A 24,811-nucleotide genomic window follows, 5' to 3' on the forward strand; every position below is an offset into this window, starting at 1 on the left:
CTGTGAAAATGTTTTTATATTAATTTAAAACCTTTTCTATTGCGTTATTAATTCTGATTAAATCTTCTTCAAGACTTCCGTGATAACTCTTTCTGTGTTCGTTGATTAAGAATACAAGTTCGCGAATATCAGTTTCATCTTTGCCACTTTTTAAATGCAATTTTTTGATAAAATCGTCATCTAGTTTTGTGGTGTCCAGTAAATATTCATTTCGGATTCGTTCCAGGAAATAAATGATTTTTTTATCAATAATATTATCGTGATCGCCTTCCTGATAATACAAATTACCGATGGTTTTTGTAAAATCAATCGTTAAATTCGGCAAAGGTTTCAGGATTGGAACGATGCGTTGTTTTCGTTTTGCATTAAAAATTATAAAAATCAATATCCCGATTAAGGATAAATACCAAGCCCATTTTAAAGCTGGCTGACTAAAAATATAACGCAATGGTGATTGCGAAATTTTCTCATCGTTTATTCCTTTTGTATACCAAAAAACGTCTCCTTTTGGTAAATAAGAAAGCACATTTTCAGCATATTGATAATGATCTTTTTTCAATAAATGAAAATTACTAAATGCCGCTGGCTGCGTATGTAAATAAAAATAGCCGCTTTTGTACGCTACTTTTATAAAATTAACATGCTTTTGCTTTGGTACATAACTTTGATAACCTAAAACAGTAGTGTTTAAAGTATCAATTTTTAAAAAATAATCATCACCAACTCCTTCTTTTAAATGATAGGTTTTGGAACTCACTTTTTTATTGGCAAGCCAAGTCGAGTTACTATCCGGAAGTCCGAAATTTACATTGGTTCTTAGTTTTAAACTGTCTAAAATTGCACTTGGAAACTCTCTCATACTCAAAAAAGCATTGTTTCCGTGAGATACAAAATAGAAAATTTCGGTCATAGACTGATTATCAATATTGTTTGCTTCTGAAATGTTTAAAATTGTACCTTTTATAGAATAATTTTCGACTAAAGTATCTTCATCATATTTAGAATCCAAAAACTCATAAGGAGTTTCAGTTACTATTTTTTCTAATTTCTGAGGCTTTAAAAAGCCATGAATTTCTTTGTCAAAAACATATAATCCAAGCGGAATTTTGTCATTGACAGAATACGTTGGACTCCAATCGATAGGTTTTGGCTGATCGCGATCTGCTACTAAAATTAATGCTAAAACAAAAACCAGAATAGCGATGTAAATTTTGATATTTTTATCCATTGCTAAAGGTTTTTAAGGCTTTCTTAAATCTGTTTTCTGCTTTGTTGAATGAGATTTCGTCAATTTGAAATTCTCCGTACCAAATATAATTATACAAGTAAGATAAATAAGTGAATTCTTCTTTGTGCACAGGTCTTTGAAGCTCGTATAAATAATCAGAATTTGTTTTTTCGATATCCCATTCTATATAATGATTCTGCGCCATGACTTTTAAAAGCCATAGATAATAATACCGAATTGCGATTCTTTTTTCGCCGGAATTTATGCTTTCTTTTATCAGTTTTTCAAAATCTAAAAGATGTATGTTTTTTTCGATATCAGTATAATAGATCGTCTTTTTTTGAGCGTTTTTGCCAAAAATCCATTGTCCTTCTTTATTAATCAAAGCTTTTACAATGAGATAAATCACAGTTATAATTACTAAAACTGCAATAATTCTCAATAGAATTGAAACAAATTTGATTGAACTTGCTGTATTTTCAAAACTGAATATTCTTCTAAAAACGCTTGCCAGCCAATCCTTAAAACGATCCCAGGCATTTTTTTCGGGCGTTTTATATTCATAGACAAAATCTGAATCTGTGTATTTCTTTTTGAAGTTTTTATTGAAAGTTTTGGCTTCAATTGTACTCGAATCAACTTGAATGTCTTTCTCTGTATATTTTATCGAAGCAATTTTTGGAGGTTCGGCTGTAGCCAAAGAATCCTGAGCATGCGAGATACCAGAGAAAAAAAGAAAAGATAAAAGGATTAAAAGTCTATTCATTATCGGTTCCAATTAATTCAATTTCCTGAGTAGACGTTTTATCTTTTGCTCCTAAACTATAATAGATAATTCCCTGATTTATCATAATCACGTTGTTAAAAATATTACCTAATGTAAGTAATAAAACAAAGATTAATGTAATGAAAACAAACAGAATTGGAGAACCTTCAAATGGTTGTACATCGAAGTTAGGATTTCCAATTGCCGTTGCAAAAAAGAAGAATATCCCAATGAAATAGAAGAACATTGTGATAGATCCTCGTATCATTTGAATCATTATCAATACTAAAAATGTTGCACCAATTGTTGACCAAAAATCTTTTTTCATTAAAAAATAAGCATGATTTAGAGACTGAAAGAAGCTTTTTTCTTCTGTTAAATAAGTATAAAAACTAATATTCAACCACGTAAATAATGTTGGTATTGCAATTAACAAAAGCGGAAAACCAATTAAAACAAAACAAAGGAGAAATAGTAAAATTATAACCACGATCAAAACAGGGACAACAAGTAATATTAGTCCAATTGAGAATTTTATTATTTTCCAAAGACTTTGTCTGAAGGTTTTTAAAACATCATCAAGCGTGAAATCATTAGTGTTTTTTTGCGCGATTAATTTTAGATACAAAATTGGATAAGAAGAATTGAATAGTGATAAAAGTAATATTACAACAAAAAAGAGCACTATAAAACCAATAAAAACGGCATAATTATCATTGAAATAGTGCAGGAAATTTGATTCAAATTGTCCTGAATTGTTTTCTAATACGACTGAAAAATTAATTTTCAAAAACCAGTAAACCAATGCAGCTACTATAATTAAGAAAGCTCCATTCATGATGAAGAAAATCTTAAAAAAGTGTTTTCCAAAGTTTTTAATAAATGTAAAAGTGTCTATTATATAGTCGCCTAATTGTCTTTTTTTGAAAAGTTCAAACATTATAATGAAGTTGTTTTTTTGTGAACAATAAAGGGATAAACCAGATAATAAAATGAAATGATTCCCAGTGTAAATAAAATAATAAAAGAGCTTAACCAGTTTGGCATATCAATCGAATAACGCGTGATAAAACCCTCGAGAAAACCTGCACTAATCGTAAAAGGAAAAGTACTCAGGAATATTTTGAAACTGTTTTTGAAGCCAATTTTAAAAGAATTCATTCTCGAAAAAGTTTTAGGAAACAATATCGAAGCGCCAAGAATAAATCCTGCCGTAGTTTCTATTACGATAGCAAAAATTTCCATAGAACCGTGAATCCAGATTCCGCGAACGCTTTTCCAGAAAACTCCCTGCTCATAGAAAAAGTACTGAAAAGATCCCAGCATAATTGAGTTTTGCAGGAATATCCAAAAAGTTCCTATTCCGCCCATAATGCCATAAAAATAACATTGCGCACCAACTTTTAGATTATTGAAGGTGATACCAATAAAACTTCCCCAATTGGTTCCGGAACCGTAAACAGCCATTGGATTACCTTTTTTGATGTTTTCCAAAGTCATATTTACATACGAATCTCCCAAAATCAAGCGAACAAAATTAGGATCGTATTTTGCCGAAACAACACCTATTGCTACAGTCGCAAAAAACAAGATAAAAGCATACATCAAATATCTTTTATATTCGTAAACGAGCAAAGGAACTTCTGTTTTAAAGAATTCCAGCAATCTGTTTTTTTCCGTTCGTTTTGTTTTGTATATCTTCTGATAAATCTGCGATGCCAAGTGATTTAAGTAAATAACCGTTTTACTTTTGGGATAATAAGTTTGGGCATACGACAAATCATTCATCAATTGAATGTACAAATTAGCTAACTCATCAGGATTTTTTTTAGCTTTACCAAAAATAGCTAGTTCAAATTCCAGCCATTTTTCTTTATTTTGTTTTATGAAGGCGACTTCTCTCATTGTAGGCTAAAATATAAAATATGTCAGAATTATCTATTAACACGACACAAAATGTTAAAATAAATTTTATAGCGGCATCGGTTGGTGAACGCTTAGGTTCCTATTTCATTGACTTGCTTATCAAAATCTCCTATGTAATAGTTGTTTTATTAGTGTTTTTTTACGGGTTACATTTCGATAAAATGTTCGATAAACTAGATTCATGGTCTGTTATGTCGATACTTTTACTCTTTTATTTACCAATTATGCTTTATTCCATCATTCAGGAAAGTGTTTTTGAAGGACAAACGATTGGAAAAAAGTTAGTAAAAATAAAAGTGGTCAAAATCGACGGTTATCAGGCAGATTTTGGCGATTATTTAATTCGATGGTTTTTTAGACTAATTGATTTTACATTGCTTTATGGACTTGTTGGATTAATTGCCGTTGTTACAAGCAAAAAAGCACAGCGATTAGGTGACATGGCGGCAGGAACGGCAGTTATAACTTTGAAAAATAAAATTGATATAAGCCACACAATTTTAGAAGAAATTGGAGATGCTTATGTGCCAACATATCCTTTAGTAATTAAATTATCTGATAATGATATGAGAATTATTAAAGAAACGTTTCAAAAAGCAGATGCCAAAAACGACCACGAAATGATCTATAAACTAGTTGCTAAGATTGAAAGCGTGACCGGAATTAAAAATCAATCAGGAAACAATAGTGACTTTCTTAGAGTTATTCTTAAAGATTATAATTTTTACACACAAAATATGTAATTAATTTTGTTTTTTAGGGGTGTTGGTTTAGGATTTCGTAACTTTGTATATACTTTCGATATTTATAAAAGGCGTAACCGAAAAGCCTAAGAGTAGGGAAATTTAATCTAAATACCATGAAAATTAATAAAGTAATTGCCGTATTAGTATTACTACTAGTTTCAGTTTTTTCTTTTGCACAAGGAGGAAAAAAATTAGATAAAATAATAAAAAGAGATTACCAGATTATTGAATGTACGATTGCAAAAATGTCTGATAAAACCGTTGAATATTCTTTGCCGGGAGAAACACTTCAAATTTCGCTTGACGTTTCTCAAATTGCCAGAATAGATTTTGCCAGCGGACGTTCACAAACTTTTGATGTATCTGCAAGTAATACTTCTTCAAATACAACCTCAAATAATTCAGGTCAGAATGTTGCTTCTGCCGATATGAAACCTAATACAATTGCAGTATTGCCAATTCCTTATGTAAATGCTGATACTCAGGAAAGTTCTGAGGATATGGCGAAGTTTGCACAAAATGATATTTATAATAAGCTGATCGATAAATCGGCAAATATTTTTCCGTTGACTGTTCAGGATTTAAGAACAACGAATAGTTTATTGCACAAAGCCGGAATTGATCACACTAATATTGACGAAACTCCTATTGAAGATCTCGAAAAAATTCTGGGCGTTGATAATATTGTAGCCGCCAAAGTTTCATATACAATTGGATCGGGAACAACTGCAACAACTTACAACAGCGGAAATGCAAAAGTAAGCGACAATAACAAGAAAGTTAAAACCAATGATATTTCGACTACAACAGCAAATACGCAAGTTTATTATTACTATACCGTGTACTTTGATATGTATAAAAATGCCACAAAAATATACTCTCAAACGCGTAAACCGTTCCTTGCTATAAAAGACAGTTGGATGGATTCGATCACTTATTTATTGAAAAGAAGTCCTATTTACGTAAAAAAATAAACCCTGAAATAGTATAAAAAAGTACAATTAAAGGCAATCCGAATCTTTGCACCTTTGGAACTTTGTACCTTTGAACCTAAAAAATATAGAATGTTTCATATATTAGATCTTATCGGTACAATGGCTTTTGCTATGTCCGGCGCTTTGACGGCAATGCACAAAAAACTCGATCCTTTTGGGGTTTTTATCATTGCATTTGTAACCGCCGTTGGAGGAGGAACATTGCGAGATGTATTAATTGGCAGAACTCCGGTGGGTTGGATGCGTGATTTGCAATATGTTTACGTAATTATTTTAGGTTTTGGATTGGCAATTCTCTTCAGAAAAAAGTTTGATAAATTAAGAACGTCTTTGTTTTTGTTTGATACAATTGGGTTAGGAGTTTTTACTTTAATAGGTCTTGAAAAAGGCATTATGATTGGTTTGCATCCCGTAATTTGTATTGCTTTAGGAACCATGACGGCTTGTTTTGGAGGTGTAACGCGTGATATTTTATGTACCGAAATTCCAACTATTTTTAGAAGAGAAATTTATGCTACGATCTGTATTTTGGGCGGAATTGTGTTTTTTGCTCTAAGAAAATTGAATCTAAACGACGATGTTTTATATTTAGTAACATCACTTGTAATTATTACAGTTCGATTAATGGCAGTAAAATACAAATGGTATTTACGTGCATTTGACCACAAATAAAAATTTTAAACGATATTAGCCACAGATTCAGGGATTAAAAAGATTTTCTTTGGCTGAAAATTTAATTAATCCTTGAAATCTTTAAAATCTGTGGCAAAAGAAAAAAATGACAAAATTTACCGTAAAACAATACGACAAAAACGATTACCAAATTTGGAATGACTTTATAAGTCAGGCTAAAAATGCTACGTTTTTATTTTGTCGTGATTTTATGGAATATCATAAAGATCGGTTTGAGGATTTTTCGCTTTTAGTTTTCGAAGACGGGAAACTAATCAGCGTTTTGCCTGCTACTAAAGTTGGAAATTCAATCTATTCACATCAAGGACTTACTTACGGCGGATTGGTGTACAAAGAGCAAACGAAATTAGCGACAGTTATTGAAGTTTTTCGATCTGTTTTATTTTTTTTGAACGAAAATAACTTTCAGAAATTACACTTAAAAACACTTCCCTCTATTTATCATCAAAAACCGGCTGAAGAAGTTTTGTATGCTTTGTTTTTAGCTGAAGCAAAATTAGTGCGACGAGATTCACTTTCGGTGATAGATTTATTGCAAGAAAATAAGACTTCTAAAATCAGAAAAAGAGGATTTCGAAAAGGCGTTTCAAATCAATTGATTATAAAAGAAGAAACTGATTTTGAATCGTTTTGGAATAATGTTTTGATTCCGAATTTAAATAAAAAACATAGCGCAAATCCTGTTCATTCTGTAGAAGAAATGAATTATTTGAAAAGGCATTTTCCTAAAAACATTCATCAGTTTAATGTTTATTTAGAAGATAAAATTGTTGCGGGAACTACAGTTTTCGAAACTGAAACAGTGGCGCATTGTCAATATATTTCGAAAAATGAAAATCAGGAAAACTTGGGAAGTTTAGATTATTTATTTCATTATTTGATTCAGGAAAGATTTGCTAAAAAGAGATTTTTCGATTTTGGAATTTCAAACGAAAATCAAGGAAGAAATCTAAATGAAGGATTAACGTATTGGAAAGAAAGTTTTGGCGCAAGTACAATAGTTCATGATTTTTACGAATTAGAAACCGCAAATTATAATAAGTTAAATGGTATTTTTGTTTAAAAATTAAAGAAATAAAATGATATCATTTCTGGATCTAAAAAAAATCAACGAGCCTTATGAAGCTGCTTTTCAGGAAAAACTGAAATTAGTTTTAGATAATGGCTGGTATATTTTAGGGAAAGAAGTTGAAACATTTGAAAAAGCTTTCGCCGAATATTGCCAAGCGAAATATTGCATTGGAGTTGGGAATGGTTTAGATGCTTTGGTTTTGATTTTTAAAGGATACATAGCTTTAGGAAAACTCCAAAAAGGCGACGAAGTTATTGTTCCTGCAAATACTTATATCGCCAGTATTTTGGCGATTTTAGAAGCCGATTTAATTCCGGTTTTGGTCGAGCCAAAATTAGAAACCTACAATATAAATCCAAATTTGATTCAGGAGAAAATTACCTCTAAAACAAAAGCAATTTTAGCCGTTCATCTTTACGGGCAATTGGCTGAAATGGATAAAATCAATGAAATTGCAATAGAGAATAATTTATTAGTTGTAGAAGATTCGGCGCAATCTCACGGCGCAATCAGTAATCAACAATTAACAATTAACAATCAACAATCAGCAAAAGCGTATAGTTTTTATCCAGCAAAAAATCTTGGATGTTTGGGCGATGGCGGTGCGATAACGACAAATGATTCGGAATTAGAAAAAGTGCTTTTTTCGCTTCGAAATTATGGTTCAGATAAAAAATATTATAACGATTATATTGGTGTAAATTCAAGATTAGACGAAATTCAGGCTTCGTTTTTAAATCTAAAATTACCAAATTTAGATGCTGATAATGCGAAACGCAGAGTTATTGCAAAACGTTATTTATCAGAAATTAAAAACGATAAAATAATAGTTCCGGTTTGGGATTTTTCGAATAGTCATGTTTTTCATTTATTTGTCATTCGCACGAAAAACAGAGAAGATTTTCAGAATTATTTGACGCAGAATAACATACAAACAGTTATTCATTATCCCGTTCCGCCACATAAACAAAAGGCATTTCCGCAATGGAATACTTTATCATTCCCGATAACGGAACAAATTCATAATGAGGTTTTAAGTTTACCTATAAGTCCTGTTTTGACAGAGGAAGAAGTTAGTTTTGTTATCGAAATTATTAATAAATACTAACTTGAATTTCCTTAAAAAATATACTCAAAATAACCTGTTTAGAATCTCTTCTTTAAACAGTTTGAGTGTAATATTAAAAATTGGAATTGGATTAATTACATCAAAATTACTGGCGATTTTTATTGGCCCAAGCGGAATGGCTTTGGTTGGAAATCTACGTAACTTTTTGACTTCGTTAGAAAGTATTTCAACATTAGGTTTTCAAAGCGGAATTGTAAAATATGTTGCCGAAAACGAAAAGAATAAATCCGAACTTCAAAAGATAATTGCCACAGTTTTTCTAACATTATTAGTAGTTGTAATAGTCTTAAGCGGACTTTTATTTTTTCTGGCTTCTTTCTGGAATAACAGAATTTTTGGTGACAATTTTGAGTTTTCATTAGTATTTAAAATATTGGCTTTGGCTTTGCCTTGGTACGCTATTTCAATTTTTTTGCTTGCTGTAATTAACGGTTTAGGAAAGTTCAAAAAAGTAATCTGGGTTAACTGTATTGGCAATACGATAGGATTAGTGGTTTCAGTATTATTAATATTAAAATTCACAACTCTCGGAGCATTATTGGCGGTTGTTATTTCGCCTGCATTATTGTTCTTCGTAACATTTTATTTCATCAATAAAGAAATTGCTTTTTTTGACACAATCAAATTTCGATTATTCGACTTTAGAATCATCAAAAACTTATCGTCTTATTCTTTAATGGCGTTAGTTTCGGCAGTTTTTGGGCCTTTGGTTTTTCTGGCAATTCGGAATAATGTTATACAAACTTTAGGAATAGATCAAGCTGGATATTGGGAAACAATGACAAGAATTTCGTCTTATTATTTGTTATTTGTTTCAACTCTTTTGAGTGTTTATTTTTTGCCGAAATTATCGAACTCGAAAACAGATCAAGAAACGAAATCCATATTTTGGACTTACTATAAAACCATTTTACCCGTTTTTATTATTGGCGTTACGATAATCTATTTTTTACGCTTTTTTATCATAAAACTGCTTTTTACAGCCGAATTTCTTCCTGTCGAAAATTTGTTTTTAGGACAATTACTAGGTGATGTTTTTAAGGTTTGTTCTTTGATTTTGGGATTTCAGTTTTTGGCTAAAAAAATGACCGCTGCTTTTATAATTTCAGAACTATTATCACTTGCCGGTTTATATTTTTCAAGCCTTTATTTTATCCGCATTTTCGGGATTGAAGGAGTTGTTTTGGCACAGGCTTTTGATAATTTTCTTTATTTGTTTTTTTTATTGTTTTACTTTAAGAACGTATTCATAAACCGTTAAAAAACTTCTGTTTTTTAAATTTCTTAGCTTTTTTATTGTTAATAAAATCTTAATAAGTATATTTTTATATTTAGTAAGAAAAGCTCTTTTTATTAATTTTGTGCGGAAAATAATAATAAATACCATGCAGAAAATTACAAATAAAATTGGTTTAATCTTTTTTTTATTCAGTGTTATAAACTTAAACGCACAAATTAGTACTGGTACTGGGGGCGCAGCAAATGTTTTAGCAAATTCACCAACTTCAAATACTAATGTAGGGATAGGAACAAATAATCCCACAACTAAACTTGAAGTAAATGGTGATGTTAAGGCAAAAAGTGTCATTTTTTCTGGAACTAGTCTTGCTGATGGACAAACTTTTGTTGATTCGAACGATAGAAATCTAAAAAGTAAAGTTTTTCAAGCTGGTAGTTTTGTTAATGGCACTGCTAATAGAATGATGAATTTTAATGATTTTCCAGCTTCAAATATCAATGTGAAATCTATGTTTTGGTTTTCAATCGATGATAGAGCAGATAATCAAAGATTCAGATCTTATGCAGAAACAGGTGGTTACGGAGGTTTGGAGATAAACGATAGTAAACAACGAAATGTATTTAAAGTTGCGGAAGAAACTGTAGCATCAGACGGCTGTAATTTTAGTCATATTTCTTTACCGCAATCTAATACAAAATTAATAATTGGTGCAAGTTATGAAAGCTTAACATCTGATGAAAACGTAAAGTATAAGTTAATTGTTAAGGCGGGTAAATGTGGAGCAACATTTTTAGATGGTTCTGGTAGTGCATTTATTGAAGGAAATACTGTCGTAATGGGAAATATCGGTATCGGAACTTCTAATTTTATTGATGGAGCAACTAGTTATAAACTTTCAGTAAAGGGTAAAATCAGAGCAGAGGAGATAAAAGTTTACAACACTTGGGCTGATTATGTATTTAATCCAAGTTACAAGCTACCTACTTTACAAGAAGTTGAAAGTTATATTACAAAAAATGGGCATTTACAAAATGTACCATCTGCAAAAGAAATTACAGAAAAAGGATTGGAACTTGGAGAAATGGCAAAAATTCAACAAGAAAAGATCGAAGAATTAACTCTATATTTAATTCAACAAAATAAAGAAATTGAAGAATTAAAAGCACAGGTTAAAGCGTTATTAATTAAAAAATAAACATACAATTTTTGTGATTATTGCATTATGAGATACTATATACTTTTTCTTATGTTAGGGTTTTCAATCTTAACAAAAGCACAAACAAAAATTGGCTTTGAATATGATACTGCCGGAAACCAAATTAGACGTTTTTTGTGTGTAAACTGCCTTCCCTCAACAGGAAAAACTGCCGATGTCAAAGAAATAGATTCGCTACAAGAAAAGGATTTGCAAAAATTTTTTAGTGAAGATGTGATTTCTTATTATCCAAACCCCGTAAAAGAAGAATTATATCTAAAGTGGCAATTATCAGATGATAATGTAATGTCTTCTATAGAAGTAATTAATATGAATGGTCAAATTCTAAAAAGGATGTCTAATCTTGAACAACTGACCACTCAAAATCTTGCTTTTGGAGCTTATTCGTCAGGTATATATTTGATTGTTTTGAATTACAGTAATGGTAAGCAAAAAACGATTAAAATTATGAAACAATAACGAATAGCCAACTTAATTTTATTAAGAGCCAATAATATCATTTTAAAATAACCTTCAATCTCTGTTTCATATTGTAATGAAGTTACGGAGCAAGGTAATAAAACATCATAATGAAACAATACCTCACTTATCTTTTCTTATTATTTATAAACTTAAGTTTTTCCCAGCAAATACTTAATAAAGCGGAAACAGTAGCAAGAACAGTTTCTGATCCTAATGTGATTATTTTATTGAATGGATTTAGCGCTAGTTCTGCAGTAGTGAATCCATTCATAGCGAAGATCGGAGCGAGTTCAGATCCATTTACAAGTGGAGGAACAACAAATTCCACTGCAGGAGAAAGCAACTTGTCAGGAGAGGTAGGAACGGGAAATTTTCATGATACCAAAGGTGAGATAGCTGTAGGGGGTGATGGGCAACTACAGTTTAACTTCCCAATTGCATTGCCTCCAAGTATTAATGGAGTTGCTCCCCAAATGAATTTGTTTTATACAAGCGGTTTTGGTTCAGGTATTGCAGGTATGGGATTTTCTCTTTCGGGTGTTACCAGTATTAAAAGAGTTGGTAAAAACATCGAAAAAAATGGAGAATCTAAAGGTGTGCAACTTGACTATACTGATTTTTATGAGTTTAATGGACAAAGACTATTGCTAAAAACTCCTGGTGATGCTACAACCTATGGAAAAGACGGTACTGAATATGTTACGGAAAAATTTTCAACTCTAAAAATAAAATCTGTTGGTGCAGTTAGCGGTCAGTCTTACACAGGTCCAAATTCATTCGAAATTACTTTTGATAATGGTTCTCAGGCGTGGTACGGTATAACTACGGATTCACAAACTCCGTTGGAATATAATATTGTAAAATGGAAAGATGCTCAAGGCAACTACATAACATACAATTATAAAGAAACTAATAATGTATCAGTAATTACTAGTGTGCAATGGGGAGGAAATGAAACTTTAGGCAAACCACATTTCAATTCTATTGTTTTTAATTATGTCGTTCGAGATCTGCAAGAAGTATCATATGTACATGGAGTTAGATTTTTGCAGGACAAAATACTTTCAGATATTGTGGTCAATGCTAATAGTAAACAGTTCAAGAAATATGTAATCGTATATGATAAAGATGCAAATGGAACCAACTACCAATATGCTAAGACTATAACTGAATACAATTCTCAAAATCAGGCTGCAAACCCAGTAGCTATGATCTACGAAGGGTCAAGTGCATCGGCTTGGGCTGCAAAATCATATGCAGATAATGAGAATAATAAAATTGTAGGAGATTTTGATGGAGATGGAGTTTTGGATTATTTAAAGTACTTTGATGCAACTGCATCAACTTCAATATGTACTAAATGGGAAAGACAAGATCATAGTTATAATTGTGTAAAATATGAGGTAACACCTGCCAAACCTAAATCAATACGATTTTTTAAATCGTTTATGGATGATACAATAAATGGAGATTTGACTGTGATGAGTTCTCCAACATTTACAAAGGAAGAATTTAATAAAGCTGTAGTTATAACATTTAAAAACAGTAACAATGAAATTAGTTCCAGGCAAGGTATTTTTTTAAAAGGACAGATATATTCAGTAGATGGAAATAATCAATTAAAATTAGAATATAGCAAGCCATTAACAAATGATAAAACTTTTAGAGATGTCTTTACAGAATCGGGAACAAGAGGAACAGGTGATTATCAGAGCTATAGTGTAGTTACAACTGTTTTGGATCCTATGCAAATGGATTTGGATGGTGATGGACTATCGGAAATTATTATTCAAATTAAAGACAATACAACATCAGTTTATGAAACTATTGATAGTAACAATCCGCCAAGTCCGTTAGAAAAAAATAGCGCAAAATTACCTCCGGTAAAAGGAAATGTAATTACGCATACTAATTCAGTAGAGCAATATAGATATATGATATTGAATCTCGATAATAGAGTTGGTGCAGCGGATTCTTTCTCCGAATCTCCCTATTATAATAAAATTTTTCAAAAACCGATATTTGGTGATTTTAAAGGAGATGGAAAAATATCAATACTTAATCTTGAGACAGGTAATTCATCAACCATAACATCGTTTAAAAAAGACAAAACTTCACAAAAATTTACAGCAGAAACAAGCCCGACTTCAGCTGTTTTTAGCGGATTACTAGAAAATGCTGTTGTAGGAGATTTCAATGGAGATAAAAAGACCGATTTGATAATACCGGTTGCTCAGGGTACTCCTGTATCGACAATGAATATGCAGCTAAACTATAAAGCAGATGCGCTTGCAGGAGACTGGAGACTTTATCTTTCTACTGGTACAGGATTCAAAGAAGAATATAAAGCTGGAATAGGTAAATGGTATCCTTTTCAAGCTTTAAATTTATCAAATGTAACCGCTTCAAGAAGAATAAATTATCAGGCTTTAGATCTTGATAAAGATGGAAAATGCGAATTGATTCAGTTTGATTATTACACCATAGATTCTAAATTATCTGCCGGAAAATACTCAGAAACTACTGTAACTATAATGAGCGATAACGGTGCTAGCAGTACGATTGATGTTAATTTTAAACGAGGGTATAATTCCTCATTCAAAAATGATGGTTTGTTTGATTATAACGAACTTGTAGGTGATTTTTATATCAATCAAATTAACAATAATATTGTACTTCTAGGTAAAAATCGACAAGATGTTTCTCAAGGATTTATGTACACTTTTAGTCTTTATGATACTTCAAAAACATCAAGGATCAATACAATAACGCAAGGTAATATCCCTACCGTAATTGAATATAAGGAGTTGGATTCACAGTTGGATTCTGATTTTTATGCTTCCTCTAAAAAAGAAAAATATCCTTATGTAGAATTAGACAGAGTATCGAAATCTTTTGTAGTAGCACAATTGCGTCAACTTGAAAGGAAGAAGGACTTTAAATACCGCGGACTTTTAGCTCATGTAAATGGTAAAGGAATGATTGGTTTTCGTAAATCTGCGCGTACTAATTGGTATGCTTCGGGTTTTGAAAATACTAAAATCTGGTCTGGTTTAGAAATTGATCCATTGCAAAGTGGTTCTGTAATTAAAGAATGGAGTACAAGGGAAGATAGTGCTGTTTTTCCGACAGATGTTTCTGTAAATAATTCACAGCTCTTATCATTTAAATTTTTAGAATATACAACAGATAAGTCGGTAACAACAGGAGTAGAGACAATAGTGCCGTATCGATCTACTGAAAAAGATTTCTTAAAGAATAGAACTGAAATCACTACTATGACGTATGGAAGTTTTTATTTGGTTACAAAAATAGAAACTAATATCAATAATGGTTTTGCGACAATAACATCTAATACGAGTTATCTGGACAATGCTACTGGTACAGGAAAAGATTATTATGTCGGGAGAGTTAAAGAAAAAGAAGATATCGTAATCGCGTACAGCGATACTAAAAAGAGTAAAACGGCTTATACTTATGAAAATGGTTTACCTAAAACAATAACAACATTTAATCAGGATTATTCAAAGTCTGTTACTGATACTTACACTTATGATGGTTTTGGTAATGTTATTGAAAAAAAGAAAGCCAACAATCAGGACAGTCAAGCTCAATCCCTCAAAAGCGAGTATGACGCAAAAGGATTATTTGTTGTAAAAAGCACCGATAATTTAGGCTTGATTACGCAAAATACTAGTAATGACTGGGGGCAAATACTAACACAGACAGATCCGTTAGGAAACACTCTTACTAATACTTATGATGGATGGGGAAAACTGACTAAATCTAAACAGAACTTAACAGGTACCACCACCTATACATATGAAAAACAAGGAGATGATATAGTTGTTGCCGAATACAGTCCAACAGGTAATATAAAAGAAACACGTACCAACAAAAAAGGAGAGCAATATCTTATAAGAACCAAAGGATTTGAATCAGGATCTTATATTGCGCAGCAGGTAGAGTACGATGCAGTTGGTAGAAAAATAAGAGAAAGTGAACTCTATGATCAGGCTGAAACACCAAAATGGAATGTGTTTAGTTATGATAGCTCTGTTTTTCCTGCAAAAGTGACTGTAACAGGCTTTAATGGAAAAATTTTAGAGACACAGGTTATAGGGCTTACGACAACTGCAAAAGAGTTAAATGGCTACAATAGAGTCAACCGAAAAACTAGTGATGTATTGGGTAATACTATAGAATCTGAAGATAAAGGAGGTGTTGTAAAATTTGCATACAACGCTGCAGGTCAAAATGTTTCGGCAACTTATGGTCAAAATATTGTAGTGACAAAGTATGATTCCTGGGGGAGGAAATCAGAATTTACAGATCCATCCAACGGAACTTATCGATATGACTATGATGGGCTTGGTAAATTGTTAAAAGAAACTAGTCCAAAAGGAACAAAAGAGTATGTATACGATCCCAAAGGACAGTTGATTACTCAAAAAGAATTATCAGTAGGAGATAATGCTAAGGCAACAAATAAATCCATTAGTTTTATTTATAATAATTTAGGAATGGTAACCGATAGAAAAGGTACAACTAATGGAAAAAGTTATCTAACTTACCTGACCTATGATGCAAATGGACGTGTTCTAACCACTAGCGAGAATAGTAATGGCAAGTTATTTTTTAAAAAAAATATAACGTATGATGATAAAGGACGAGTAATTAGTTATGACAAGGGACTATACTCTTCGGGATTGATGACACAAACGAGTCTCCAAAATGTTTATAATACATGGAGTGGTGATTTATATCAGATAAAAGATAAAAATACAGGTAAGGTATTATCACAAATTAATAAAGTGAATGCCAATGGCCAATTACTTAAAGTTAATTTAGGTGCAGTAACTATTGATAATAACTATGATGGGAATAATTTTCTAACATCAACAGCACATGTTTCGGCAGTACAGCCTAATGTATTGCAAATGACTTACTCTTTTGATGCTATTAAAAATGAACTAAAAACTCGTTCCAGAAAGGGAGGAATAGTTGTTAATGAAGTATTTACTTATGACGATAATAACCGATTAAAAAGCTGGACAAACCCTAAAACAGGGATTTTATCGACTAATACTTACGACGATAAAGGTCGTATTGTAGAAAATGATCAAACAGGAACAACGACTTTCAGAACAGACAAAATATATCAAGCGGACACTCAGGTTCTTAATGCTGTGGGGGTTCAGAATTATAATAATAATATACCATTAACCATAAGCTATAACGAAAATAATGATCCTATATATATAGATGCTCAAAATGGTGATGCTCAATTTAGTTACGGGCTTACTGAAATGAGGCAAATGGTAACTTATGGTGGTAATTTTGCAGAAGATAAACAGGGAAAATTTACTAAATATTATAGTGAAGATGGTAGTTACGAAATTACAACAGACAATACTACGGGAAAAGAAAAACATATATTATACATAGGAAATCCTTACGATAGCGATATTATTTATACGAAAAATTATACTGATGCTAGTGCAAAATATCTATTTTTACATAAGGACTATTTGGGAAGTATACTGGCAATAAGTGATGAAGCTGGTAATTTGGTAGAACAACGTCATTTTGATGCGTGGGGTAATCTAACAAATGGGGTATTAAGTATATTAGACCGAGGATATACAAGTCACGAACATTTTGCAGAATTGGCTATTATACACATGAATGGAAGATTGTATGATCCGATGCAAAGACGTTTTTTGAATGCAGATGAAAATATCCAGGACCCTTATAATACTCAATGTTACAATAAATATGGGTATGTAACGAATAATCCACTACTATTTAATGATCCAAATGGTGAATTTTTTGGTTTAGGTGAGGGGTTACTTGCCGCTGTTGTCATAGGAGCAATAATAGGAACGGCAAGTTATATGATAGGGGTTACAGCTGCCATAATGAATGGTGCCGATGCCAGTTTAAGTTTATCCGGAATGCTTAAATCAGCATTTTGGGGAGCGGTATCAGGCGCTGTGACTTTTGGTATAGGAAGTTGTTTTACTGTCGCAGCCACAGGAGCTAATACGGCATTTGCTTCAAGTCTTCAAAGTGCAAAATTTCTGGTACAGGCAGCAGCGCATGGTGTAGCACAAGGAGCAATGGCAATGATGCAATCCGGTGGTGCAGGTTTTCTTAGTGGTGCAGCTGGAGGATTTTTTGGTAGTTTGGGCGCAACAGCCTGGAATGCAGGAGCAGGTGAATTTGCTAGAAAGGGAGCTGGAACAATTGCCTTTGGAGCATTAACCGGAGGTGTAGGGGCAGAACTTGCAGGAGGTAATTTTTGGCAAGGAGCCGTTACAGGAGGTCTTGTTTCTGGATTGAATGATGTGATGCATTCATTCATGGAAAAACAAGCAAGAAAGGCTTTTGTAAAAAGATTTCACAAGACAAATCCATTTGCGAAACCAGAGATGAATGAGTCGTCAGTATATGCTTTATTAGACGATGTTGATGGTTTGGATGCACTTCATAAAAAAAGTAATTATAAAATTGAAGTAAGTTATAGAAAAAATTCTGGTATGAGAGGTTATACTGATAATAAAACACATTATTTTTATGAGGATGCATTTACATCAAATTTTAAATTAGCCTCTACTATGTTTCATGAATTTTATCATGCCTTTCAAGAGGTTTTTATGGGAGGATTGGCATATAGATTAGCCGCGAAAGAAGGGCCATTAGGTTATATTAATGGTATAGCACCATTAGGAGGTGAGAGATATTTAGAAAGATCTGCATATGAGTTTGAATGGTATTTAGGAAATCATAGTACATATGTTTCTGAAGGAATTTATAATTTTAGAAAATTATGAAAAATACAATATTTATTATTGTTTTATGTTTATTTATTTTAGGATGTGAAAAGAAAGACGGATTAGAACTTGAAATCATTAATAAATCTATTCTTTCCTTAATTCCTGACACTAAGAATTTATATAATAACATGGATGATAGCTTAACTAATTATAAATCAAAAACAATTATCGTTTTTAAATTGACAAATTATGATTCCAAAAGTTATTTTTTTAACCTAAACTATTTTGGTAAATTATATTCTAATTTGGATGGTTTAACAATAAATCAAGCTACAATTTATTTTTATAAAGAAGAAAGAAATAAAGAGGAAAAAGTTAAAGTAAGGTATGGACATCCAAATTTCAATTTTAAACCAAATTCTATAGCGAGCGATAAGAATGCTCGAGTTTTAAAAATGTTAAATTACTCTAGTACTACTACAAATGAAAATTTAAATTTTAACAATTCAAGTTTTATTATTCATTCAAATGAAACACTATATTTTGAAGGCTTTGTAAATCTCCCTTATGGAGATCCAATCCAAAATGCTCATGTTGATTTTGATAAAAACACAAAATATAGTGCTGAAATAACCATGTTTAGTGATTCTACAAACTATAAAAAAATGTTGTCAAGACCAATCTTAAAGACTATTCAAAAAAATGGATATGAAGTTTATCACGGTGTTATTAAATCTAAGAACAGGGTTCCGGTTGAATTTATTGAATAGAAATAATAGCTTTTGTTATAGATTATAAGAATTAATTTCATGCTTACCCAAATATTCAAATAAAAAAACTGCGCAAATATTACTCTGACTTTGCGCATTTTTTGTTTCTTATATTATCGTAAATATGTGAAAAAGGCTCTTCGTTTATAATCAGGTATTCTGAATTACCATGAGTAAAATAATTTAGGAATTTTCATAAAAGACTTAATGAAAGTAGGATATTTAATTCACGACCTAAGTTTATGTTATTTTGTAAAGTTGTAGTTTTAGGAATAGTAAATGTATCTATTGAGGATTTTAGATTTTCATTTTTAACGAATTTTCTAAACTAATTATTTTCCCATGTCTCTGCATACTTTTGAGCAATTTTCAAATAATAATGATCATTCTCAATAAAGGCTCTGGCTCGTTCACTAATGGCTATTATTTCTGCTGGATTTTCTATTAAAAAAGAGAGTTCATTTACCAGATAATCAGCATCAGGTTTGGCGTTGATACAAACTCTTTCTGTTAAATTATAATATTCCATAAATTCAGTTTCGGCGCCTGTAAAAACGACCTTGCCTTTTGCCATTGCTTCAAGAGCATTATATCCTTGATCATAAGAATATACCTGATCTAGCAAGATGTGTGCTTTGTTATATAAATCTATATATTTATTGTACGGAATATCTTTTGTAGTTATAATATCAATTTTATCTGAATATTTTTGTTCAATAATTTTGAGTACTTCTTCAAAAATATTGTTTCCTTTTTTTAAATAATTTGATGTATTAATTCCATGGAAAATAATGATTTTATCGTCAATTTTTATTGGATTAAACTCAATTTTTGAAACGTTTATAGGATTTGGAATTAAACCTAAATATTTAGAATTTCCTGTCAATGGAAGATGGTAATCTAAATCTGAAGATATAATTCCGTTACAGTTTTTATAGATAAACTGATGTAGTTTTTTAAATGAGTTTTTTTGAAATTTTAAAACATTTCCAAAAGATTTTGCATCTATTTTATGATTTATGTATAATGGAATTACAGATTTAAAATCAGGATTTTCAAAACAGTATTTCACATTTAAATAGTCATATCCTGAACTTAATAAATATAATTTTTGATTGTTTTTTAAGAGATGTGAAATTATCTTTTTTTCAAATTTATAAGTACAATAAAAGCTGTTTTCATTAATAAGTTGAACGACATCAAAACCCGAACATTCTTTTTTGTGTTTTAAAAACTGACGATAAGTTAAGTAAGAACTAATATCAAAACTTGTGATCTTGTAAATAGATATTTTTATTTTTTTTAAAATTCCTGTATCCCATTTCTTTTGAATTAGAATATCGACAGGAAATTTTTTAAAACCATCATTATGACCAATAATTAGAACTTGGTGCCCCAAATTTTTCAGACCTTCTTTTAAAGAATTATGCAAACGGCTAAATTCGCCTACCAGTAAAATTTTCATTTGATGTATATTTAACAAATATATTATATTTTAGCCAATATGATAAATTCAAAACTCAAGGTAGCAATTGTTTCAACTTCTCTGGCAACTGGTGGTGCAGAACGTTTCGCCTCTTTGTTGAGTAAGATGCTTGAAGATGATATCGTTGAGGTTCATAATATAATCATTAATGATGTTGTTGATTATAATTATAGTGGTAAATTATATAATATAGGAAAGCTTTCAGACAGTGGATTTTCACTTTATAAAAAAATAAAAAAAGGTTTTCTATTGCATCAATATCTAAAACAGAATAAAATTCAGCTGATTATTGATAATCGCCCACGGAATCATTTTTTAAGAGAAATTATTTCGAGTTTAATTTATGGTAATAGAAAAAAATGGTTTGTAATTCACAGTTTTAATCTGGAAAATTATTTCCCAAGACCTTATTTTTTATCAAAAAAGATATATCAAAAAGCCGATAAATTAATTTGTGTCTCAAAAGAAATAGAAGATTTAGTTATAGAAAAATTTAATTTTTCGAATATAGTGACAATCTACAATCCTTTTGAAATTTCTGAATTCGGAATTAATAAAGAAGTTTCTCAATCAGATAAATATATTTTGTTTTTTGGAAGGTTTAACGAGAAGGTAAAAAATTTCAGTTTGATGCTGGAGGCTTTTTTAAAATCTGAAATTTATAATTCTGGTTACTCATTATATTTATTGGGTGAAGGTCCAGATTTAAAATTTATTCAAAAAAAAATAAAGGATTTAGATTTGAAGAAATTTGTGAGAATAATTCCGTCAAAGCAAAATCCTTACGAATACATTTCAAAATCAAAATATACTGTTTTAACGAGCCATTTTGAAGGTTTTCCGATGTCTGTAATAGAATCATTAGCCATTGGAATACCGGTAATTTCTGTAAATTGTAAATCTGGACCAAAGGAAATTATTCAATCGGAGTTTAATGGTTTATTGGTAGAAAATTATAATTCAACTTTGCTTGCAGAAGCTTTTAAAAAGATGATTTATGATGAAGAGTTGTTTCGTTTTTGTAAAAATAATGCCGCCCAAAGTGTAGCGCATTTATCTCTCGAAAATATTTCCATACAATGGAAAAATTTAATACTACAAATAAAATAGGATGAACAATATAAAGAATGTTCGGTTAATCGAAATTCCAAAAATTCAGGATAGGCGAGGTAATCTTTCTGTTATTGAAGGTAAAGCGATACCATTTACATTAAAAAGAGTGTATTATTTGTACGATGTGCCTAGCGGAAGTAAACGTGGCGGTCATGCTCATAAAAAGCAACAAGAGTTTTTAATTGCATTAAGCGGAAGTTTTGATGTGGTTCTGAAAGACGGAAAATCAATTGAGACTATAACGCTTAACAGGCCAAATTTTGGATTGTTAATTGAAGATGGAATCTGGAGAGAATTAAAAAATTTTTCTTCAGGATCCGTTTGTCTTGTACTGGCTTCTGATGAATTTGATGAAGAGGATTATATTAGAGAATTTAAAGAATTTAAGTTATTTAAAAACCGATGAGCCAATTCCAAGGTTTGCCATTTTGAGTTTTATCTGAATTAAAAATTGTAGAAAAAAGGGAGGAAGCTGCAATAGAAATCTTTTTTTGAAACTAATTTTTTTTAAATCAATTCCGTTATAGTAATAGTTAAACATGGCTTTGTCCGAAACTAATTTGCTTTTGATTGCGAGTGAAAAACGATTTAAATCTAAAAAAAGTTTAAGATCGGTATTTGTTTTTTCGAGCTCGGAAAATTTTGAAAAGTCCATTTTAGAATTTAAAAAGTTATTGTTTTTAGATAAACTATTTTCATCATAAACATAACGGGCAAGAATTTTCCAAGAGAATACAGCAGGATATATCAAGCCTATTCTAATCCAGAGATCAGTATCCTGGCCACTTTTTATTTTTGGATCAAATACCCCAATTTCTTTAAAAAGATCTTTATCAAATACAGCACAAGAAGTGCAAATTGCTGTTGTTTTTAAACTTCCATGAAAGTAATTGACTAATTCAAAATCGCCTGTTTTTTGTATGGAATATGTGGCTGGAAATGGTTTCTTTGAAGTTTCAATTTCAATTGCTCCGGAAAAAACTTTTTGTTCCGGAAAAAGCTGTATAGCTTCATGCATTACTTTCAAAAAATTTGGGTACCAGTAATCATCGGCATCAAGAAAAGTTATGAAATCAGATTTTGCTTTTTCGATGCCAAAATTCCGAGCTATAGAAACACCTTCGTTGTCTTTGGAGAAATATTGAATTCTAGAATCTTTAAATTGTAATAGTTTCTCTTCGCTTTTATCTGTTGATCCATCATTGATTACAATAATTTCGAAGTCCTGAAAAGTTTGATTCAAGACACTTTTTATCGTGTTTTCGATAAAATTTTCTTTGTTGTATAATGGGATTATAACAGAAAAAAAAGCCATTTATTTTGATTTTAAAGTGCAATAATAGCCCAATCGATACAAATCGAAAAGAAATAATGATGGTTTTTTGCTAAACAATTGTCTCAGAAAAAGAGATTTGAAAGCCTTAAAACCAAAAGCAATAATATGTTGAAAACCGTATTTTTTTATAAGTAAAAAGTAATGGGAGAGTTTCACATAATCAAATGGAATTAAATTAGAATCTACGAGATTTTTTAATCCAATTACAGCTTCCTCAGATTTTCTTAAGTATGTTTCATTATCTTCTAATCCAAGATGATAAACGGCATTTTCTATATGAATAACTTCAATTTTTTGTTGGATTAATTGATACGAAAACAAAGTATCTTCATGCCTTAGATTCGGAATACTTTCATTAAAATTGACTTTTGAGAAAATACTTTTTTTAATTAAAAAGTTTAAAGTCAAAAATGAAATGTAAGGATTTTTATTTCGATCTGAAGTTGTTAATGCCTCACGTTTTGTCCCGTAAACCCATCGTAAAAGTTTGTTTTTTGATGGTTGTTTGCTTTCATACAAAATACCTCCGTAGACTATTTTTTCATCATTATTTATTTGTAAAATATAAGTAGATAGAAAGTCTTTGTGGACTGGAATTGTATCAGCATCAAGAAAAAGCAAGTTTTCGTAAGTTGCTTTTTGCGCTAGCAAATTCCGAATCGCACTTCGTCCGATATTTTTCTGTAAAACTAAAAAAGAGCAATTCTGAAATTGATTAATTTGCTGGTTTTCATTTGTAAAAAAAGCTGAAGCATCATCTAAGCAAATAATTTCTAAAGCAATACTTAATTCCAAAGCCTGATTATGCAGTTTTTCAACTAATGAAACAACATTATAATTATAAGTAGGAATTAATATAGAAAGCATTACACATTGCGTTGCACGACTTCAAAAATTCTTTCGTCTTCACATTTTAATGTTTTAGACGGGAATTTCATCAATAGCGCATAATCATGAGTTGCCATGATAATGGTTTTGCCGTTTGCATTGATTTTTTTCAATACTTCAAGAACTTCAGAACTTGTTTGTGGATCAAGGTTTCCGGTTGGTTCATCGGCAAGAATAAATTCAGGATCATTTAGCAACGCTCTTGCAATCGCAACACGTTGTTGTTCTCCTCCAGAAAGTTGGTGCGGCATTTTGTTTACAAAGTCTTTCATTCCTACTTTGTCAAGAACTTCATCAATTTTATGTTCCATTGCTTCTTTTTCTGTCCAGCCAGTTGCTTTCAAAACAAAAAGCATATTGTCTTTTACAGAACGATCCGGAAGCAATTTGAAATCCTGAAATACAATCCCAATTTTACGTCTTAAATAAGGGATTTCACTTTCTTTTAAAGCCGCCAAATCAAACTCAACGATATGACCTTCACCTTCAGTTAAAGGCAAATCACCGTACAATGTTTTCATAAAGCTACTTTTTCCGGAACCTGTTTTTCCAATTATATAGATAAATTCACCATGTTGAACATCTAAATTAATATGAGATAAAATTTTTCTTCCTTCCTGATATATAGTTACTTCTTTAAGAGACAGTACGATTTGTGACATAATAAATTGATTTGATTGGTAAAAGTAATAAGATAACGGTTGGATTCAAAATAAATTTCAATCATTTCTTGTAAAATATTAAAATGAAAATTGAAACCATATAAGTCATATAAGTTCATTTTAGTAAATGGTGCAACGAAGTTTTTTATTTAATAAAGCTTATATGAGTTTAGAGTAATAACTAAATGAGAAAAACACCTAGCTTATAATTACTTATATCACTTATATGGTTGAAAAATGGCATTTCAGGAGTTGTAGAATATGCGAAGTTATATTTTTGTTCATAATAAATGCTTGAATCGTT

20 protein-coding genes are annotated in these 24,811 nt (G+C 30.9%); 12 read left to right on the forward strand and 8 right to left on the reverse strand.

Annotation, left to right across the window (positions count from 1 at the left end):
• Window positions 1–19: 19 nt before the first annotated feature.
• The 4 genes from CLU81_RS19600 to CLU81_RS19615 are packed head-to-tail and all read right to left on the reverse strand — an operon-like array spanning window position 20 to window position 3,899.
• Window positions 20–1,228 (reverse strand): DUF4350 domain-containing protein, encoded by a 1,209-nt coding sequence (locus tag CLU81_RS19600; protein WP_099711333.1) that lies wholly within the window; start codon window positions 1,226–1,228, stop codon window positions 20–22.
• On the reverse strand, window positions 1,221–1,994 hold the full coding sequence (locus CLU81_RS19605; protein ID WP_099711334.1) for a DUF4129 domain-containing protein: 774 nt from the start codon (window positions 1,992–1,994) through the stop codon (window positions 1,221–1,223). Before CLU81_RS19605 ends, CLU81_RS19600 begins: the two co-directional genes overlap by 8 nt.
• A complete protein-coding gene (locus tag CLU81_RS19610; protein WP_099711335.1) occupies window positions 1,987–2,934 on the reverse strand; it encodes a hypothetical protein in 948 nt (315 codons plus the stop codon). Before CLU81_RS19610 ends, CLU81_RS19605 begins: the two co-directional genes overlap by 8 nt.
• The gene (locus CLU81_RS19615; RefSeq protein WP_099711336.1) at window positions 2,934–3,899 is read right to left on the reverse strand and encodes a stage II sporulation protein M; all 966 of its coding nucleotides are present in this window, start codon (window positions 3,897–3,899) and stop codon (window positions 2,934–2,936) included. Before CLU81_RS19615 ends, CLU81_RS19610 begins: the two co-directional genes overlap by 1 nt.
• A 20-nt stretch (window positions 3,900–3,919) precedes the next feature.
• Here CLU81_RS19615 and CLU81_RS19620 point away from each other — a divergent pair, with 20 nt between their 5' ends.
• The 10 genes from CLU81_RS19620 to CLU81_RS19665 all read left to right on the forward strand — a co-directional run bounded on the left by CLU81_RS19620 (window position 3,920) and on the right by CLU81_RS19665 (window position 19,022).
• Entirely contained in the window at window positions 3,920–4,663 is a 744-nt protein-coding gene (locus tag CLU81_RS19620; RefSeq protein WP_099711337.1) for an RDD family protein, read from the forward strand.
• Window positions 4,664–4,779: 116 nt separating this feature from the next.
• Window positions 4,780–5,640: a hypothetical protein gene (locus CLU81_RS19625; RefSeq protein ID WP_099711338.1), complete on the forward strand. Its 861-nt coding sequence runs from the start codon at window positions 4,780–4,782 to the stop codon at window positions 5,638–5,640.
• Between the two features lie 90 nt (window positions 5,641–5,730).
• Window positions 5,731–6,333, forward strand: coding sequence for a trimeric intracellular cation channel family protein (locus CLU81_RS19630; RefSeq protein ID WP_099711339.1), 603 nt, complete (start codon window positions 5,731–5,733; stop codon window positions 6,331–6,333).
• Window positions 6,334–6,439: 106 nt separating this feature from the next.
• Window positions 6,440–7,417: a GNAT family N-acetyltransferase gene (locus tag CLU81_RS19635; RefSeq protein WP_099711340.1), complete on the forward strand. Its 978-nt coding sequence runs from the start codon at window positions 6,440–6,442 to the stop codon at window positions 7,415–7,417.
• 16 nt (window positions 7,418–7,433) lie between these two features.
• Window positions 7,434–8,534 (forward strand): DegT/DnrJ/EryC1/StrS aminotransferase family protein, encoded by a 1,101-nt coding sequence (locus tag CLU81_RS19640; protein WP_099711341.1) that lies wholly within the window; start codon window positions 7,434–7,436, stop codon window positions 8,532–8,534.
• 61 nt (window positions 8,535–8,595) lie between these two features.
• Window positions 8,596–9,816 (forward strand): O-antigen translocase, encoded by a 1,221-nt coding sequence (locus CLU81_RS19645; RefSeq protein WP_233209737.1) that lies wholly within the window; start codon window positions 8,596–8,598, stop codon window positions 9,814–9,816.
• A gap of 124 nt (window positions 9,817–9,940) precedes the next feature.
• Entirely contained in the window at window positions 9,941–10,990 is a 1,050-nt protein-coding gene (locus CLU81_RS19650) for a hypothetical protein (RefSeq protein ID WP_099711342.1), read from the forward strand.
• Between the two features lie 51 nt (window positions 10,991–11,041).
• Window positions 11,042–11,470 carry a T9SS type A sorting domain-containing protein gene (locus tag CLU81_RS19655; protein WP_099711343.1) on the forward strand — a complete coding sequence of 143 codons (429 nt, stop codon included), beginning with the start codon at window positions 11,042–11,044 and terminating at the stop codon, window positions 11,468–11,470.
• A 110-nt stretch (window positions 11,471–11,580) separates the two neighbouring features.
• Window positions 11,581–18,309 carry an RHS repeat-associated core domain-containing protein gene (locus CLU81_RS19660; RefSeq protein ID WP_099711344.1) on the forward strand — a complete coding sequence of 2,243 codons (6,729 nt, stop codon included), beginning with the start codon at window positions 11,581–11,583 and terminating at the stop codon, window positions 18,307–18,309.
• Entirely contained in the window at window positions 18,306–19,022 is a 717-nt protein-coding gene (locus tag CLU81_RS19665) for a hypothetical protein (RefSeq protein WP_099711345.1), read from the forward strand. Before CLU81_RS19660 ends, CLU81_RS19665 begins: the two co-directional genes overlap by 4 nt.
• 328 nt (window positions 19,023–19,350) lie before the next feature.
• Here the strand turns inward: CLU81_RS19665 and CLU81_RS19670 are convergent, their stop codons facing one another.
• Entirely contained in the window at window positions 19,351–20,487 is a 1,137-nt protein-coding gene (locus CLU81_RS19670; protein ID WP_099711346.1) for a glycosyltransferase, read from the reverse strand.
• A 39-nt stretch (window positions 20,488–20,526) separates the two neighbouring features.
• Here CLU81_RS19670 and CLU81_RS19675 point away from each other — a divergent pair, with 39 nt between their 5' ends.
• Both CLU81_RS19675 and CLU81_RS19680 read left to right on the forward strand, forming a co-directional pair.
• Window positions 20,527–21,618 carry a glycosyltransferase gene (locus CLU81_RS19675; protein WP_099711347.1) on the forward strand — a complete coding sequence of 364 codons (1,092 nt, stop codon included), beginning with the start codon at window positions 20,527–20,529 and terminating at the stop codon, window positions 21,616–21,618.
• A 1-nt stretch (window position 21,619) separates the two neighbouring features.
• Window positions 21,620–22,027: an FdtA/QdtA family cupin domain-containing protein gene (locus CLU81_RS19680; protein WP_099711348.1), complete on the forward strand. Its 408-nt coding sequence runs from the start codon at window positions 21,620–21,622 to the stop codon at window positions 22,025–22,027.
• Here CLU81_RS19680 and CLU81_RS19685 read toward each other — a convergent pair.
• The 3 genes from CLU81_RS19685 to CLU81_RS19695 are packed head-to-tail and all read right to left on the reverse strand — an operon-like array spanning window position 22,010 to window position 24,507.
• Complete coding sequence (locus CLU81_RS19685) at window positions 22,010–22,936, reverse strand: glycosyltransferase family 2 protein (RefSeq protein WP_099711349.1); 927 nt, start codon at window positions 22,934–22,936, stop codon at window positions 22,010–22,012. The genes CLU81_RS19680 and CLU81_RS19685 overlap by 18 nt on opposite strands.
• On the reverse strand, window positions 22,937–23,824 hold the full coding sequence (locus CLU81_RS19690; protein ID WP_099711350.1) for a glycosyltransferase: 888 nt from the start codon (window positions 23,822–23,824) through the stop codon (window positions 22,937–22,939).
• On the reverse strand, window positions 23,824–24,507 hold the full coding sequence (locus tag CLU81_RS19695) for a cell division ATP-binding protein FtsE (protein WP_099711351.1): 684 nt from the start codon (window positions 24,505–24,507) through the stop codon (window positions 23,824–23,826). Before CLU81_RS19695 ends, CLU81_RS19690 begins: the two co-directional genes overlap by 1 nt.
• Between the last annotated feature and the right edge of the window lie 304 nt (window positions 24,508–24,811).

This window comes from Flavobacterium sp. 9 (assembly GCF_002754195.1).
Taxonomy (GTDB): domain Bacteria; phylum Bacteroidota; class Bacteroidia; order Flavobacteriales; family Flavobacteriaceae; genus Flavobacterium.